We start from the raw sequence: 16,105 nt of genomic DNA on the forward strand, positions 1-16,105 counted from the left end.
GACGCCCCAGCCAATGAACATCCTTTACGACGAACGCGTGGATGGTGCCCTGCCCGCCGTGGACAAGCCCCGCCTGCTGGCGCAACTGCGCCAGGCCCTGCCCGACCTGGAAATCCTCCACCGCGCCGAAGACCTGCGCCCCTACGAGTGCGACGGCCTCTCCGCCTACCGCGTGGTGCCGCTGCTGGTGGTACTGCCGGAGCGCCTGGAACAGGTGCAGACCCTGCTGCGCCTGTGCCACGCCAATCGGGTGCCGGTGGTGGCCCGTGGCGCCGGAACCGGCCTGTCCGGCGGCGCGCTGCCCCTGGAAAAGGGCATCCTGCTGGTGATGGCACGCTTCAACCGGATCATCGAGGTCAACCCGCAGGGCCGCTTCGCCCGGGTCCAGCCCGGGGTGCGCAACCTGGCGATTTCCCAGGCCGCCGCGCCCCACGGCCTGTACTACGCGCCCGATCCGTCCTCGCAGATCGCCTGCTCCATCGGTGGCAACGTGGCCGAGAACGCCGGCGGCGTGCATTGCCTCAAGTACGGTTTGACCGTGCATAACCTGCTGCGGGTCGACATCCTCACCGTCGAGGGCGAGCACCTGACCCTGGGCAGCGACGCCCTGGATTCGCCAGGCTTCGACCTGCTCGCGCTGTTCACCGGCTCCGAAGGCATGCTCGGCATCGTCACCGAAGTCACCGTCAAGCTGCTGCCCAGGCCGCAGGTGGCGCGGGTGCTGCTGGCCAGCTTCGATTCGGTGGAACAGGCCGGGCGTGCGGTGGCCGATATCATCGCCGCCGGGATCATTCCCGGTGGCCTGGAAATGATGGACAACCTGTCGATCCGCGCCGCCGAGGACTTCATCCACGCCGGCTACCCGGTGGACGCCGCAGCCATGCTTCTGTGCGAGCTGGATGGCGTCGAGGCCGACGTTCACGACGACTGCGCCCGGGTCGACGCGGTACTGCGCCAGGCCGGCGCCAGCGATGTGCGCCTGGCCCGCGACGAAGCCGAGCGCGTGCGTTTCTGGGCCGGGCGCAAGAACGCCTTCCCGGCGGTCGGGCGGATTTCCCCGGACTACTACTGCATGGACGGCACCATTCCGCGCCGCGAATTGCCGGCGGTGCTGCGCGGCATCGAAACGCTGTCGCAGGCGTTCGGCCTGCGGGTAGCCAACGTCTTCCATGCCGGCGACGGCAACATGCACCCGCTGATCCTCTTCGATGCCAACCAGCCGGGTGAACTGGAGCGCGCCGAAGCCCTCGGGGCGAAGATCCTCGAACTGTGCGTGGCGGTCGGCGGCAGCATCACCGGCGAGCACGGCGTCGGCCGGGAAAAGATCAACGCCATGTGCGCCCAGTTCAGCAGCGACGAAATCACCCTGTTCCACGCGGTCAAGCAGGCCTTCGATCCCCTGGGTCTGCTCAACCCCGGCAAGAACATCCCGACCCTGCACCGTTGCGCCGAATTCGGCTCGATGCATGTCCACCAGGGGAAGCTGCCCTTTCCCGAACTGGAGCGCTTTTGATGAACCTCGATCACGACAACAGCGCGGCCCTGCTGGAACAGGTCGCGCAGGCCCTGAACGACGGCGTCGCCCTGCGAATCCAGGGTGGCGACACCAAGGCCCTGCTCGGACGTCGCACCCGTGGCGAACTGCTCGACACCCGCAGCCACCGCGGCATCGTCAGCTACGACCCCACCGAGCTGGTGCTGAGCGCGCGCGCCGGCACACCGCTGGCGGAAATCGAGGCGGCGTTGCAGGCCAAGGGGCAGATGCTGCCGTTCGAGCCCCCGCATTTCGGCGCTGGCGCCACCCTGGGCGGCGCCATCGCCAGCGGCCTGTCGGGGCCGCGCCGACCCTGGTCGGGCGCAGCGCGCGACCATGTACTCGGCACCCGCCTGATCACCGGCCATGGCAAGCTGCTGCGCTTCGGCGGCGAAGTCATGAAGAACGTCGCCGGCTATGACCTGTCGCGCCTGATGGCGGGCAGCTTCGGCTGCCTCGGGCTGCTCACCGAGGTATCGATCAAGGTGCTGCCCAAGCCACGCGCCTGCGTCAGCCTCAGGCTGGAGATGGACGCTGGCGAAGCGCTGGAGGAACTGGCCCAGTGGGGCCAGCAACCTGTGCCGATCAGCGCCGCCTGCCACGACGGCAACCACCTGCACCTGCGCCTGGAAGGTGGCGAGGGCTCGGTGAAATCCGCCTGCCAGCGCCTCGGGGGCGAGCACATCGACAGCGCTTACTGGACGCAACTGCGCGAGCGACAACTGCCGTTCTTCGCCAGCACCCGACCGCTCTGGCGCCTGTCCCTGCCCAACGCCACGCCCTTGCTCGACCTGCCCGGCGAGCAATTGCTGGACTGGGCCGGGGCCCAGCGCTGGCTGCTTTCGGACGCGCCCGCCGAGGACATCCGCCAGCAGGTGAGCGCCGCCGGCGGCCATGCGACCCGCTACGGCCCTGACGAAACGCCGTTCCAGCCCTTGCCCGCGCTGCTGTTGCGCTATCACCAGAACCTGAAGAAGCAGCTCGACCCCCGGGGGATCTTCAACCCTGGCCGACTCTATGCGGAGGTCTGAAACGCCATGCAAACCCAACTGAGCGAACACGCCAGGCAACTGCCCCGGGCCGCCGAGGCCGAACGTATCCTGCGTTCCTGCGTGCATTGCGGTTTCTGCACTGCCACCTGCCCGACCTACCAGTTGCTGGGCGACGAACTCGATGGCCCGCGCGGGCGCATCTACCTGATCAAGCAGGTGCTGGAAGGCCAGGACGTCACCCGCAGTACCCGGGACCACCTGGACCGCTGCCTGTCCTGCCGCAACTGCGAAACCACCTGCCCGTCCGGCGTCGAATACCACAACCTGCTGGATATCGGTCGCGCGGTGGTCGAGGAGCAGGTGCCGCGCGGCCTTGGCGAACGCCTGCTGCGCCACGGGCTGCGCACGCTGGTGCCCAACCCCGCGGTGTTCAAGGCGCTGGCCCGCACCGGCCAGGTGTTCCGTCCGTTGCTGCCGGAGCACCTGCAGGCCAAGTTGCCCCGCCATCCCGTGCCGGCCAAGGCGCGACCGGCCAACCACCATCCGCGCAAGGTGCTGATGCTGGAAGGGTGCGTGCAGCCATCGCTGTCGCCCAACACCAATGCGGCCGCCGCACGGGTGCTGGATCGCCTCGGCATCAGCGTGGTCGCGGCACGGGAGGCTGGCTGCTGCGGTGCCATCGACTACCACCTCAATGCCCAGGAACAAGGCTTGCAGCGGGCACGGCGGAACATCGACGCCTGGTGGCCAGCGATCGAGGCCGGGGCCGAGGCCATCGTCCAGACCGCCAGCGGTTGCGGCGCCTTCGTCCGCGACTATGGGCACCTGCTGGAACAGGATCCGGCTTATGCCGCCAAGGCGGCACGGGTCAGCGCGCTGAGCCGCGACCTGACCCAGGTACTGGGTGCCGAGCCACTGGAGCGCCTGGGGATTCATGCCGAACGGCGCCTGGCCGTTCACTGCCCCTGCACCCTGCAACATGCGTTGAAACTGGGTGGTGCGGTGGAAGCGATCCTCCAGCGCCTGGGTTTCAGCCTCACTGCCGTGAGCGACGGGCATCTGTGTTGCGGCTCGGCGGGCACCTATTCGCTGACCCAGCCGGAACTGTCGCGACGCTTGCGCGATAACCGCCTGAACGCGCTGGAAGCCGGCAATCCGGAAGTCATCGTCACCGCCAACATCGGTTGCCAGACCCACCTCGACGGGGCCAGGCGCACGCCGGTGCGGCATTGGATCGAGCTGGTGGAAGAAGCACTGGCATAAGCGATATGCGGCCCCTGTGGGAGCGGCGGTTCGGCGGTCCGATTTACCCGCGATGACATCGGTGAATTCACCATCGTAATCGCGGGTAAACCCGCTCCCACAGGGTCCGCGTATCGCTGTCGAACGTCGTTAAAAGGAGAACTCTCATGCAGCAAAAAGCAGTCCTGGAAAACACCGACGTCGCCCGTCTCCTCGCCGCTGCCCGCGACGAGGCCCGGCGCAACGCCTGGAACGTCACCATCGCCATCGTCGACGACGGCGGCCATCTCCTGGCCCTGGAACGCCTCGATGGCTGCGCGCCGATCAGCGCCTATATCGCCACCGAAAAAGCCCGCTCGGCCGCACTGGGCCGGCGGGAAACCAAGGGCTACGAGGAGATGGTCAACAACGGCCGCACCGCTTTCGTCAGCGCACCGCTGCTGACCTCGCTCGAAGGCGGCGTGCCGGTGCTGGTCCAGGGCCAGGTGGTCGGCGCCGTAGGCGTGTCCGGGGTGAAGGCGGACCAGGATGCACAGGTGGCGGCGGCAGGCGTCGCCGGGCTTTGAATCGAACATTTACCAAGGAGTACTGGCCGTGACCCAGCGTATTGCCAGCCACCGGTTGCAGGTGGCGGAAAACCTCAAGCGATTCATCGATGACGAAATCCTGCCGGGCACCCCTGTGGAGCCGGCACGCTTCTGGGCCGGCTTCGACCAGTTGGTCCACGACCTGGCACCGAAGAACCGCGCCCTGCTGGCCGAGCGGGACCGCCTCCAGGCGTTGCTGGACACCTGGCACCGCGAACACCCGGGCCCGGTCACGGACCTGCCGGGCTACCAGGCGTTTCTCGAAGACATCGGCTACCTGGTGGCGCAACCTGCCAGCGTGAAGGTCACCACCACCCAGGTCGACCACGAAATCACCGCCCAGGCCGGGCCGCAACTGGTGGTTCCGGTGATGAACGCCCGTTATGCCCTGAACGCGGCCAATGCGCGCTGGGGATCGTTGTATGACGCGCTGTATGGCGCCGACATGATCGACGAGGCGGACGGCGCGCAGAAAAGCGGCGGCTACAACCCGACCCGCGGCGCCAGGGTAGTGGCCTGGGCCAAGGCCTTTCTCGACCAGGTATTTACCCTTGAAGACGCGTCCCACGCCGACGCGGTGGCCTATCGCGTGGTTGCAGGGACGTTGCAGGTTGCCCTTGCCGATGGCCGGGATACGGCGCTGAAAAACCCTGCGCAATTTGCCGGCCATCAAGGCGCCGCCGAGGCCCCGGATGCGGTCCTGCTGCAAAACCATGCCCTGCATATCGAATTGCAGATCGACCGCACCAGCCCCATCGGCGCGACCGACCCGGCCGGGCTCAAGGACCTGCTGGTGGAATCGGCGATCACCACCATCATGGACTGCGAAGACTCGGTGGCTGCCGTGGATGCCGAGGACAAGGTGCTGGTCTATCGCAACTGGCTGGGCCTGATGAAAGGCGACCTGAGCGAAGCGGTAAGCAAGGGCGGCAAGACCTTCTCGCGCACGCTCAACCCGGACCGCCGCTACCACGGGCGGGACGGCAAGGAGCTGGTCCTGCCCGGCCGCTCGCTGCTGTTCGTGCGCAATGTCGGCCACCTGATGAGCAATCCGGCGATTCTCGACCAGGACGGCGTGGAAATCCCCGAGGGCATCCTCGATGCGGTGGTCACCAGCCTCGCCGCCCTGCACGACCTCCAGCGCAAGGGCAACTCGCGCACCGGCAGCGTCTATATCGTCAAGCCGAAGATGCACGGACCACAGGAAGTGGCCTTTGCCAACGAGCTGTTCGGTCGCGTCGAGGACCTGCTCGGCCTGCCGCGCCACACCCTGAAGATGGGCATCATGGACGAGGAACGGCGCACCAGCGTCAACCTCAAGGCCTGCATCGCCGAGGCGGCGCAGCGGGTGGTGTTCATCAACACCGGCTTCCTCGACCGCACCGGCGACGAGATGCACAGCGCCATGCAGGCCGGCGCCATGCTGCGCAAGGGCGATATGAAAGGCAGCGCCTGGATCCAGGCCTACGAGCGCAGCAACGTGCTGGTCGGCCTGGCCTGCGGCCTGCGCGGACGGGCGCAGATCGGCAAGGGCATGTGGGCCATGCCGGACCTGATGGCGGCGATGTTCGAACAGAAGATCGCCCATCCGCAGGCCGGCGCCAACACCGCCTGGGTGCCCTCGCCCACCGCCGCCACCCTGCATGCCCTGCACTACCACCAGGTGGATGTGCAGCAGGTCCAGGCCGGGCTCGAAGCCATCGATGCCGATGCCGAGCGCACGGCGTTGCTGCAGGGTCTGCTGAGCGTTCCGGTCAGCCCGTCGCGGGACTGGAGCGCCGCGGATATCCAGGCGGAACTGGACAACAACTGCCAGGGCATCCTCGGCTACGTGGTGCGCTGGGTGGAACAGGGCGTGGGCTGCTCCAAGGTGCCGGATATCCATGATGTCGGCCTGATGGAAGACCGCGCGACCCTGCGCATCTCGGCACAGCACATCGCCAACTGGCTGCACCACGGCGTGGTCGATACCGCGCAAGTGCGCAACACCCTGGAGCGCATGGCGGCGGTGGTTGACGGGCAGAATGCCGGCGACCCGGCGTACCGCCCGATGGCGCCCGGGTTCGACGCCTCCCACGCATTCCGGGCGGCCTGCGACCTGGTGTTCAAGGGCGTGGAGCAGCCGAGCGGCTATACCGAGCCGTTGTTGCATGCCTGGCGGCGCAGATATAAAGCCGAACAACGCGCGTAAGGACACCGCGTGCCCTGTGGGAGCGGGTTCACCCGCGATTGCTATCGTGAATTCGCTACCGCAATCGCGGGTGAACCCGCTCCCACAGGGTCCGTGTCAAGCATCACAAATGCCCGCTACTACTGACGATCCGCAATGACAACGCCTCGTACGGATCCAGGTTGATCAGCAGGCGCCCGTCCTCGTGCAGGTCGCCTTCCAGCGTTTCGCCCAGCATGTCCACCACCGGCCCCGGGGCGAAGCCTTCCAGGACGATCTCCTCGGAGATCACCTCGCTACCGAAGTTCAGCGCCGTCAGTTGCGTGCCCTTCCCGGCCGGCAATTCATGGACCATGACCAGCAACCCCGGATGCTGTACCTCGGGGACCAGCACCTGGCGACTGCTGGCAATGCCATAGGCCTGGCGCACCGCCAGGACTTTCTTTACCCGGCTGGCAAAAGAGTCGGGCTGCTGCAATTGGCTGGACAAACTGCCATACAGCGAGCGCGCCCGGGGCATGCCGCGCAGCGATTCATCGGCCTGCGGCGCCAGGTCCACCAGGTCGTAGCCGCCGCGGTGGATCCAGCGGGTGTCGCCATCGGCCATGCGCTCGGCGACCTGCCCGGCTTCCAGCGGCAAGGCGCCGATCAGGTCCCAGCCCGACAACGCCACTACCCCAGGCTGCATGGCGTTGTAGATCACCAGCAGCAGGTGGATCTTCTGGATCAGCGCCAGTTGCTCGGCAGTGATCACCCCCAGGTCACGGATCCCCAGCGCTGCGGTAATGATGCTCACCGTGGTGCACGACACGCCATTGGTCACGAAGCGCAGGTTGTACGGGGCATGCTCGCCCGATAGCCGCTCGTACATTTCCTCGCGGATATGCTCGCGCAGGATGCTGCCGGGGAAGGTCTGGCCCTTGTAGAGGAACATGTCGTTGGCGTGCAGGGTCCAGAAATGCACCAGTTCGATGGTCAGTTCGTCGTGGTTCTGCAGGGCGTGGATCAGCGAGGCGGGGTCGATGCCGAAGCGGTGCATTTCGCCGAGCATCAGGCGCAGGAAGCTGGTGTCGCCGGTCAGCAGCGCGTGCTGGTAGGCCGGGCGGGTAACGAAGTCGTAGGACAGGTCGGCGCCGCCCTTGGACATCTGGGCGATGTCATCGAGGGTCAGGTTGAGCTCCTGGAAGCTGAAGGCACCGGCCTTGCGGATCATGCCGCCGAGGATCTGGTTACCGGTCAGCGACAGCGGGTGGCTTTCCGACCAGGCGGTGTCGTTGGGGCGCATTTCCACGCCGAGGAAGCCGTTGGCGTCCAGGCGCAGGCCGCGGGCGCCGAGGCAGTCGATGGCGTGCAGGGCATCGCCGATGATCAGTTGCTGGGCGGCGAAGGTCGGGTCAAGCCAGTTCAGCGACGGCTGGCCTTCCTTGAAGTAATGCAGGTAGACCCAGCGCCGGGTCTTGCCGTCGGCGCCGGTGACCGCCGGGGTGGCGCTCCAGTCGGTTTCCTTGACCCCGGGCTCGAAGAAGATCACCCGCTGCAACTGGCCGACGATGTAGTGCCGCTGCTTGAGTTCATCGCACTGGGCCGGGCTGAGGTTGACCGCATCGCGCCCCGGCGGCACGTCCGGCAGCAGGCCCCAGTCTTCCTCGCGGATCTCGACCATGTGGTAGATGCCCGGGTATTCCTCATGGCCCAGTTCCGCCAGGCGGAAATCGGCGCCCTTGCCGGTGTGGGAAGGGATCAGGTCATCGATGGTCACGGCGTTGTGCGCCGCCGCCATGCGGCTCAGGTGCACCAGTTGCTCCTCGCTGCCATAGAGCGGGTCGATATCGAAACTGATGCGGTCGAAGTTGCCGTCGACACTGGGGGTGAACTCACGGCCGCTGATACCGCCCGAGCGCTTGATCGGGCCGGTATGCATGCCCTGCACGCCCAGTTCGGACAGGGCTTTCCACAGGCTGTCGGCGCCGAGGGCGTCGAGCACGCTGGCGTCCTCGGGGGCGATGATCGAGTCGGGGTAGACCGTCAGCCACACCGAGGCGATCTCGATGGCCCGGCGCGGCCGCGCCTCGGCGTAGGGGTTCATCCACAGGCGGGACTGCCCGGCATAGCTGCGCGCCCGGTCCCGGGCCGCCTTGAGCATGGATTGCGCCACCAGCCATTCCACATAGTCGCGGTTTGCAGCCGTCATTACCGCCTCCTCAGCAGCAGGGTCGTTGCTAACTCTGACGGTACGGCGGCGTAAACGTTCTGATGGAAGCGACGCGGCCCCGTGGAGCCTCAGCCAGCCAGGCGATCCAGGCCCGCGCGCAGGTCGCGCTTGAGGTCTTCCATGCCTTCCAGGCCGATCTGCAACCTCAGCGCCAGCCCGCCCGGGGCCCAATGGGTGGCGGTGCGGTAGCCGCTGCAGTCGAACGGGATGACCAGGCTCTCGAACCCGCCCCAGGAATAACCCATGCCGAAGATTTCCAGGTGATCGAGCATATGGGCCAGGTTGCGCTTGCTGTAGCCGGGCTTGAGGATCACCGAAAACAACCCGGTGGAACCAGTGAAATCACGCTTCCAGATCTCATGCCCCGGGCATTCCGGGAAGGCCGGGTGGAGCACCGTGGCGACCTCGGCCTGCACGGCCATCCAGTGGGCCATTTCCAGCCCGCGGCGCTGCGCTTCTTCAAGGCGCAGGTGCAGGGTGCGCAGGCCGCGCAAGGCCAGGAAGCAATCCTCGGCCCCGGGCAGCATGGCCATGGCGTCGTAGGTCTTGCGCAGTGCCGGCCAGGTTTCGGCATTGGCCGTGACCAGCCCCATCAGCAGGTCGGAGTGCCCGCCCAGGTACTTGGTCCCCGCCTCCACCGCCAGGTCGCAGCCGTGCTCATGGGCACGGAAGAACACCGGCGTGGCCCAGGTATTGTCGATGATGGTCTTGATCCCGCGCGCCCTGGCCACGGCGGTGATGGCCGGTACGTCCTGGACTTCGAAGGTCTGCGAGCCGGGGGACTCAAGGAAGATGGTCGAAGTGTTGGGTTTGAGCAACGCAACGATACCGGCGCCGACCAGCGGATCGTAGTAGGTCACCTCGACGCCGAATTTCCTGACCAGGTTGTCGCAGAGCATGCGGGTCGGCTGGTAGGTGGAGTCGGGCATCAGCAGGTGGTCGCCGCTTTTCAGCGTGGTGAACAGCGCGAGGGCCAGGGCGCCAAGCCCGGACGGCGACATTACCGTGCCTGCCGCACCGGACAGTGCGCTCCAGGCATTTTCCAGCGCCTCGATGGTCGGCGTGCCCTTGGTCCCGTAGGTGTAGCGGCCGCGGTTCGCCTCGAGGTCGGCCAGGGTCTTGAACACCACGGTGGAGCCGCGGAACACCGGCATGTTGACGAAGCCGTGCTGCATGTCGTGGTCACGGCCCAGGCGGGTCAGTTGCGTGGCGAGGGAGAAGGCGTCGTTGGAATCGGTCATCAGCGGCTCATGGTCATTTCAACCCGGGACATGCCGCCATGCGCACATGGCGGCGGTTGCCCTACTGATACCCCATCCGGCGCGACAAATCGACAGGCAGGCGCGAAAGCCTTCACAGCCGGAAGCGTTGCACCTGGTCGTTCAAGACCTCGCCCAGCCCGGCCATTTCGACACTGGCCGCGCTGACCTGCCCGCTTGCGGCATGGGCCTGGTCGGCGATGTTGCGTACGCTGAGCACGCTGCGGTTGATTTCCTCGGCGACCGCGCCCTGCTGTTCGGCCGCCGTGGCGATCTGCTGGGTCATGCCCTGGATGCCGCTCATGCGGGTGGTGATCCTGCCCAGCGCCTGGCCAGCGTCGCGCGCCAGCCTGACGCTTTCGCCGGTCAGGTCGCGGCTGGCCTCCATGCGCTGCACCGCCTGGTGGGTGCCCTGCTGCAGGGCGGCGATCAGCACTTCGATGTCTTCGGTCGATTGCTGGGTGCGCTGGGCAAGGCCGCGGACTTCATCGGCGACCACCGCGAAGCCGCGCCCTGCTTCGCCGGCCCGGGCCGCCTCGATCGCCGCGTTCAGGGCCAGCAGGTTGGTTTGCTCGGCCACCGCCTTGATCACATCGAGCATGCCGCCAATGCGGCTGCTTTCCCGCGCCAGGCTGCCGACCGCTTCACCGGTCAGTTCCACCTCCCTGGCCAGGGATTCGATCTGCACCACCGCACCGGCGACCACCTGTGCACCGCTGGCGGCCTCCTCTGCCGCCTGGTCTACGCTGCGCGCCGTTTCCACGGCGTTGCGCGCCACGTCCTGGATCGAGGTGGTCATTTCGTGCATGGCCGTGGCCACCTGTTCGGTTTCCAGCTTCTGCTCGTTGGCGCTGGCGGCGGTCTGCCGGGTAATCGCCGCCAGTTCCCCGGTGGCGCTGCCGATACGCGATGCCCCCTCGCCGATGTGCCCGATCAGCCCCCTCAGGCTATCGGTCATGCGCTGCAGGGCCGTTTGCAGCTGGCCGATTTCATCCGTGCGCTGCACCAGCGCCTGGTGGCTCAGGTCGCCACTGGCGATGCGCTGCACGTTGTGCAACGCACTGCGCAGGGGCGGCACGATCTGCCGGGTAATGAGCAATGCCCCCAGCACGCCGAAGACCAGCGCCAGGACCAGGCCGCTGGTCAGCGTCCAGGCCGCCGCGCGGGTGTCTTCCTCGCGCAGTTGCATCTGGTGCTCGTAGAGTTCCTGGCTGATGCGCACCAGCGCATCGCCGTCATTCTGTACTTGCTGGGTAATGGCGCTGGCCTGGGCCAGGGCCGCTTGATGACTGTCCAGCGACTGCCGGTAGGTGCGCATGGCGCGTTCAAGTTCGTTGAAAAGCGTGGCGTCCCTGTTGCCCAGAACTTCGCGTACCGGTGCCAGGCTGGCGAGCGCCGCATCGATGGCGCCGGTTGCCGCGGAGTATTGCTTGGGATTGGCGCCGTAGGTATAGGCGCGGGTCTCGAAACGTGCATACAGGAACTGCATTTGCACGTCCTTGATCGCCTTGTACAGTTCGAGGCGGCGTTCGCTGGAGTAGCCTTCGCCCTCCAGGAACGCATTCAGCTGGTCCAGGCCTTTCAAGGCCTGGTCGCCGCTGAGGCGCCGGGTGGCCCGCGCTTCCTCTATCTGCCGGTAGGCCTTTTCCAGCTCACCGATGTTTGCCTGGTAAGCGGCAAGGTGCCGGGCCATCTCCTCGATTCGCTGCCTGTTCTGCTCCTGGGTGAAGAAATCACCCAATGCTTCCAGGTTGCCGGCGACCTGCCGGATTTTCTCCTTCAACTCGTTGGCCGCTTGCCCGCCGCCTTCGCTCTCGACGAACGCGCTGCGCTCCTGGCGCAACTTCGAGAAATCGTCCATCAGCCGATTCACGGCGCTCATCCGGTCCATGCGATAGGAAAGGCTGTCGATCGCATGCCGGCCAGCGCCGAAGATCAGCACGCTCATCAGGCATAACAGACCGAAGCCGATCATCAGCTTCCGGGCGACAGGGAGGTTGGCAAGCCAGCTGAACATATCCGTGCGTCCTTGAACGATCCGCTACCAGATCGCGATGTCGTAGGTGAGGTAGATCCGGTTGCTGTCGCGACCGCGGGAATAGTCGGAGCGGTACACATAGTTGCGCGCCTTGACGCCCAGGCCCTTGAAGGTGCCCGACTGCACCACGTAGGCCAGCTCCATGTCGCGCTCCCATTCCTGGCGGCTGGCGCTGCCGGAATGGTCGTTGTCGCCGCTGAGGTAGCGGGCCATGAAGGTCAGGCCGGGGACCCCGGCGGCAGCGAAGTTGTAGGCGTAGCTGGCCATCCAGGTCTTTTCGTCTTCCTCGATGAACTTGCCGATACCCACGTTGCTGAAGGAATACACGGTGGCGCCGCTGATATAAGGCAGGCCGGCGTCACCCTGGAGCACCTGGTAGCCGGCCCCGACCGTGTGCCCGGAGTGGGCGTAGGACAGCTGCCCGCTAAGCATGTCGTTGTCGATCTTGCCGCCATGGGCTGCGCCGCTGTCCTGGCTCTTGAAGTAGCGCAGGTCGCTGGTCAGCACGCCGCCGGCCAGCGGCAGGTCGTGCTGGATACCGGCGAAGTCCTGGCGATAGAAGTTCTGCAGCTCGCCGTGGAAATAGCTCAGGCGCAGTTGCTTGCTGAAGGCGTAGTCGGCACCGGCGTAGTTGAAATCGCCGGAGGCGCCGCCGCTGTAGCCATCGAGGAACAGGCCGACACTGTCGGTGGAATCACGCAGCTTGAAGCGGTCCAGATGGCCGGCGGTCAGGGTCAGGCCGGCGATGTCCTTGCTCACCAGTTCGGTGCCCTGGTAGGTCTGCGGCAGCAACCTGGCGTCGTTGTAGACCAGCAACGGGTTCTTCGGCAGCTGGGTGCCGTGGCGCAGCACCGTCTGGCCGAGGCGGACCTTGGCCGTCGCCCCGGCACTGGCGAATTCGTCGGCAGCGCGGCCATCGTCATGCACCGGCAGCAGGCCGGTACCGCTGCGGCCCTTGCCCGAATCGAGGCGCACGCCGACCAGGGCCAGGGCATCGACCCCGAAGCCCAGGGTGCCCTGGGTGAACCCGGACTGGTAATCGAGCAGGAAGCCCTGCGCCCACTCGACCCGCTCGCTTTTCGCGGTGGCCGCGGCGCGGGCGCTCATGCCCTGCTCGTCACGGAAGTTTTCGTTGAAATAGACATTGCGCAGTTGCAGCTTGAGCTTGCTGTCTTCGATGAAACCTGCGGCGCCGACACCGGGCAGGTAGCAGAAACACAGGCCGCAGGCGGCCGCACGACTGTAGATACGGGTCATGATGAAAACTCGGTTTATTTTTATTGGGTGTTTTCAGACGAAGAACGAAATGGCGCCGGTCAGCACGGCCAGTGCAGTGATCACCAGGGAGGTCAGCACCGCCCATTTCACCGTGGCCTTCTGGAAATCGCCGATATCGCGATCGACCATGCCCACCAGCAGCAGGGTCGAGGCCACCAGCGGGCTCATCAAGTGCACCGGCTGGCCGAGCACCGAGGCGCGGGCGATTTCGATCGGGTCGATACCGTAGGCCGCGGCAGCGTTGGCCAGGATCGGTACTACGCCGAAGTAGTAGGCGTCGTTGGACAGCACGAAGGTCAGCGGCATGCTGGTCAGCGCCACCACCAGCGGGAACCAGTGGCCCCAGGCGTCCGGAATCCAGGCAACCAGGGTCTGGGCCAGGGCATCGACCATCTTGGTGCCCGAGAAGATCCCGGCGAAGATACCGGCGGCGAACACCAGCAGGACCACGGTCATGGCGTTGCCGGAATGGGCAAGGATCCGCTCTTTCTGCAGTTCCAGCTGCGGGTAGTTGATCATCAGGGCCGCAACGAAGCCGATCATGAACAGGATCGCCGCGTGCATCAGGCCCATCACCAGGGCGACCATCACCACGATCACCAGCAGCAGGTTGACGTAGGCCAGGCGCGGACGCTTGTAAGGGGTATCTTCGAGGATCGCCTTGATGTAGCAGTTGCCGCCGCCGGACTCGAGCTTGATGTTGCCGATGCGCTTGCGCTCTACCCGGCCCAGCAGGAAGGCGGTGAATACCACCCACGCCGCACCGCCGATCATGGTTGGCAGCATCGGGATGAAGTACTCGGTGGCGTCCAGGCCCAGGGCTGCGATCGCCCGGGTCGCCGGCCCGCCCCAAGGGCTCATGCCGCTCATGATGCTCAGCGAGAGCATGGAAATGGTCGCCAGGATCATCGGGTTCATGCCGATGCGCTTGTACAGCGGCAGCATCGCCGCGCAGGTGATCATGTAGGTGGTGGTGCCGTCACCGTCCAGGGCCACCAGTAGCGACAGCAGCGCGGTGCCGATGGCGATCTTGATCGGGTCGCCGTTGACCCGCTTGAGGATCTTGCGGATCAGCGGGTCGAACAGGCCGGCATCGATCATCAGGCCGAAGAACAGGATGGCGAAGAGCAGCAGCGCGGCGGACGGCGCGACCATCTTCAGGCCGTCGAGCATCATCTTGCCCAGGTCCGGGGCGAAACCGCCGATCAGGGCAAAGACGATCGGTACCACCGTCAGGGCGACGATCGGGGAAAGACGTTTACTCATGATCAGGTAGGTAAAGGTCACCACCATGATCAAACCAAGCAATGCGAGCATAGGATTCACTCTTGTTTTTATTGTGAAGGCAGCCGTATCCGCTACCCGGCAGTATGACTGCCGGACAGGGATATCGGAGTGTTGTATCGGGGTAACGCGGTATGGATCAGCTGTGGCGCTGGGGCTGCTCGGCAGTCCAGGTCACCGCCTGCTCGCCGGGTTCGGCCACAGGCGCCTGGTGCCCCTCCTCCAGGGCACGCATCAGCACCTCGCGGTCACAGGCCTTTTCCGACAGCGACATGACCACGGTGGCAACCGCGTTGCTGGCCAGGCTGGTCAGGGCGCGGGCCTCGGACATGAAGCGGTCGATGCCGATCAGCAGGGCCAGGCCGGCCAGCGGGATGTCGTGGATCACGGTCAGGGTCGAAGCCAGCGCGACGAAGCCGCTGCCGGTCACCCCTGCCGCGCCCTTGGACGACAGCAGCATGATCGCCAGCATGGTCAGGGTCTGGCCCAGGCCCAGTTCGATATTGCAGGCCTGGGCGATGAACACCGCGGCCAGCGACAGGTAGATCGCCGTACCATCGAGGTTGAAGGAGTAGCCGGTCGGCAGCACCAGCCCGACCACACCCTTGCGGCAGCCCAGGCCTTCGAGCTTCTCGATCATCCGCGGCAGCACCGGCTCGGTGGACGAGGTGCCAAGGACCACGAGGAACTCTTCGCGGAAGTAGCGCAGCAGCTTCCACAGGCTGAAGCCATGGAAGCGACACACTGCGCCCAGCACCACGATGACGAAGAAGGCACAGGCGATGTACAGGGTCATCACCAGCTTGGCCAGCGAGCCCAGCGAGGTGATGCCGTACTGGCCGACGGTGAACGCCAGCGCGCCGAAGGCGCCGACCGGAGCGAAACGCATCAGGTAGCCGAAGATGCGGAACACCATCTGCGACACCGCTTCCAGCACATCCAGCACCGGCCGGCCGCGCTCGCCCATGGCAGACAGGGCGAAACCGCAGAGCACGGCGATGAACAGCACCGGCAGCACCTCGCCCTTGTTGAAGGCACCGACGAAGGTCTCGGGGATGATGTGCATGAAGAAGTCCACCACGCCCAGCTTCGCCGCCGAATCGGTGTACTGGCTAAGGCCCGCCATGCTCAGGGTGGACGGGTCGATGTTCATGCCCACGCCGGGCTTGAACAGATGGACCGCGGCCAGGCCGATGGCCAGGCTGATCACCGTCAGCACCAGGAACAGCAGCAGGGTCTTGCTCATCAGGCGGCCCAGGCTGCTCTTGTCGGTCATCCCGGCGATGCCGGTGACGATGGTGCAGAACACCACGGGGGCGATCATCATCTTGATCAGCTTGATGAAGGCGTCACCCAGGGGCTTCAGGGCGATTGCCTGCTGCCCCCAGATATGGCCGACCAGGACGCCGAGCAGGACGGCGCAGATGATCTGGAAGTACAGCGATTTTGCGAGTTTCATGAGGCATCACCCATTCTTGAATTTGTGCGGATGCGCTGTTGTGACTATTT

At 65.9% G+C, this 16,105-nt stretch carries 11 protein-coding genes and 1 pseudogene; 5 read left to right on the plus strand and 7 right to left on the minus strand.

The features are described from left to right. Positions 1–13 precede the first annotated feature (13 nt). The 5 genes from glcD to ACKLLE_RS15200 all read left to right on the plus strand — a co-directional run bounded on the left by glcD (position 14) and on the right by ACKLLE_RS15200 (position 6,546). Positions 14–1,513, plus strand: coding sequence for a glycolate oxidase subunit GlcD (gene glcD, locus ACKLLE_RS15180; RefSeq protein ID WP_064303944.1), 1,500 nt, complete (start codon positions 14–16; stop codon positions 1,511–1,513). Beyond that, positions 1,513–2,565 (plus strand): glycolate oxidase subunit GlcE, encoded by a 1,053-nt coding sequence (gene glcE / locus ACKLLE_RS15185; RefSeq protein ID WP_420058402.1) that lies wholly within the window; start codon positions 1,513–1,515, stop codon positions 2,563–2,565. The genes glcD and glcE overlap by 1 nt, the downstream gene beginning before the upstream one ends. A 6-nt stretch (positions 2,566–2,571) precedes the next feature. Beyond that, on the plus strand, positions 2,572–3,789 hold the full coding sequence (gene glcF, locus ACKLLE_RS15190) for a glycolate oxidase subunit GlcF (RefSeq protein ID WP_420058403.1): 1,218 nt from the start codon (positions 2,572–2,574) through the stop codon (positions 3,787–3,789). A gap of 146 nt (positions 3,790–3,935) precedes the next feature. Next, entirely contained in the window at positions 3,936–4,334 is a 399-nt protein-coding gene (locus ACKLLE_RS15195; protein WP_009407955.1) for a heme-binding protein, read from the plus strand. Positions 4,335–4,362: 28 nt separating this feature from the next. After that, on the plus strand, positions 4,363–6,546 hold the full coding sequence (locus ACKLLE_RS15200) for a malate synthase G (RefSeq protein WP_420058404.1): 2,184 nt from the start codon (positions 4,363–4,365) through the stop codon (positions 6,544–6,546). 103 nt (positions 6,547–6,649) lie between these two features. On the opposite strand, the gene treS is transcribed toward ACKLLE_RS15200, so the two are convergent. The 7 genes and pseudogenes from treS to dctA all read right to left on the minus strand — a co-directional run bounded on the left by treS (position 6,650) and on the right by dctA (position 16,055). Next, entirely contained in the window at positions 6,650–8,716 is a 2,067-nt protein-coding gene (gene treS / locus ACKLLE_RS15205; protein WP_420058405.1) for a maltose alpha-D-glucosyltransferase, read from the minus strand. An 89-nt stretch (positions 8,717–8,805) separates the two neighbouring features. After that, a complete protein-coding gene (gene metC / locus ACKLLE_RS15210; RefSeq protein ID WP_420058406.1) occupies positions 8,806–9,978 on the minus strand; it encodes a cystathionine beta-lyase in 1,173 nt (390 codons plus the stop codon). 112 nt (positions 9,979–10,090) lie between these two features. After that, positions 10,091–10,954, minus strand: a complete 864-nt coding sequence (locus ACKLLE_RS15215; protein WP_420058469.1) for a methyl-accepting chemotaxis protein — start codon at positions 10,952–10,954, stop codon at positions 10,091–10,093. Continuing rightward, positions 10,949–12,013 (minus strand): annotated as a pseudogene (locus ACKLLE_RS15220) (methyl-accepting chemotaxis protein); the annotation flags it as partial. The pseudogene ACKLLE_RS15220 and the gene ACKLLE_RS15215, both read right to left, overlap by 6 nt. Positions 12,014–12,037: 24 nt before the next feature. Further along, complete coding sequence (locus ACKLLE_RS15225) at positions 12,038–13,291, minus strand: OprD family porin (protein WP_420058407.1); 1,254 nt, start codon at positions 13,289–13,291, stop codon at positions 12,038–12,040. A gap of 33 nt (positions 13,292–13,324) precedes the next feature. Then, positions 13,325–14,629 (minus strand): CitMHS family transporter, encoded by a 1,305-nt coding sequence (locus ACKLLE_RS15230; RefSeq protein ID WP_420058408.1) that lies wholly within the window; start codon positions 14,627–14,629, stop codon positions 13,325–13,327. A gap of 106 nt (positions 14,630–14,735) precedes the next feature. Beyond that, the gene (gene dctA, locus ACKLLE_RS15235; protein ID WP_009407943.1) at positions 14,736–16,055 is read right to left on the minus strand and encodes a C4-dicarboxylate transporter DctA; all 1,320 of its coding nucleotides are present in this window, start codon (positions 16,053–16,055) and stop codon (positions 14,736–14,738) included. Positions 16,056–16,105: the final 50 nt, after the last annotated feature.

The sequence above is a fragment of the Pseudomonas bharatica genome (assembly GCF_048586865.1).
Taxonomy (GTDB): Bacteria; Pseudomonadota; Gammaproteobacteria; order Pseudomonadales; family Pseudomonadaceae; genus Aquipseudomonas; species Aquipseudomonas bharatica.

Excerpts from the sequence above, each read along its gene's own strand:
- dctA (WP_009407943.1), bottom strand. The coding sequence starts at position 16,055 with ATGAAACTCGCAAAATCGCTGTACTTCCAGATCATCTGCGCCGTCCTG.
- glcE (WP_420058402.1), top strand. The coding sequence starts at position 1,513 with ATGAACCTCGATCACGACAACAGCGCGGCCCTGCTGGAACAGGTCGCG.
- ACKLLE_RS15225 (WP_420058407.1), bottom strand. The coding sequence starts at position 13,291 with ATGACCCGTATCTACAGTCGTGCGGCCGCCTGCGGCCTGTGTTTCTGC.
- ACKLLE_RS15230 (WP_420058408.1), bottom strand. The coding sequence starts at position 14,629 with ATGCTCGCATTGCTTGGTTTGATCATGGTGGTGACCTTTACCTACCTG.
- ACKLLE_RS15195 (WP_009407955.1), top strand. The coding sequence starts at position 3,936 with ATGCAGCAAAAAGCAGTCCTGGAAAACACCGACGTCGCCCGTCTCCTC.
- glcD (WP_064303944.1), top strand. The coding sequence starts at position 14 with ATGAACATCCTTTACGACGAACGCGTGGATGGTGCCCTGCCCGCCGTG.
- treS (WP_420058405.1), bottom strand. The coding sequence starts at position 8,716 with ATGACGGCTGCAAACCGCGACTATGTGGAATGGCTGGTGGCGCAATCC.
- glcF (WP_420058403.1), top strand. The coding sequence starts at position 2,572 with ATGCAAACCCAACTGAGCGAACACGCCAGGCAACTGCCCCGGGCCGCC.
- metC (WP_420058406.1), bottom strand. The coding sequence starts at position 9,978 with ATGACCGATTCCAACGACGCCTTCTCCCTCGCCACGCAACTGACCCGC.
- ACKLLE_RS15215 (WP_420058469.1), bottom strand. The coding sequence starts at position 10,954 with ATGACCGATAGCCTGAGGGGGCTGATCGGGCACATCGGCGAGGGGGCA.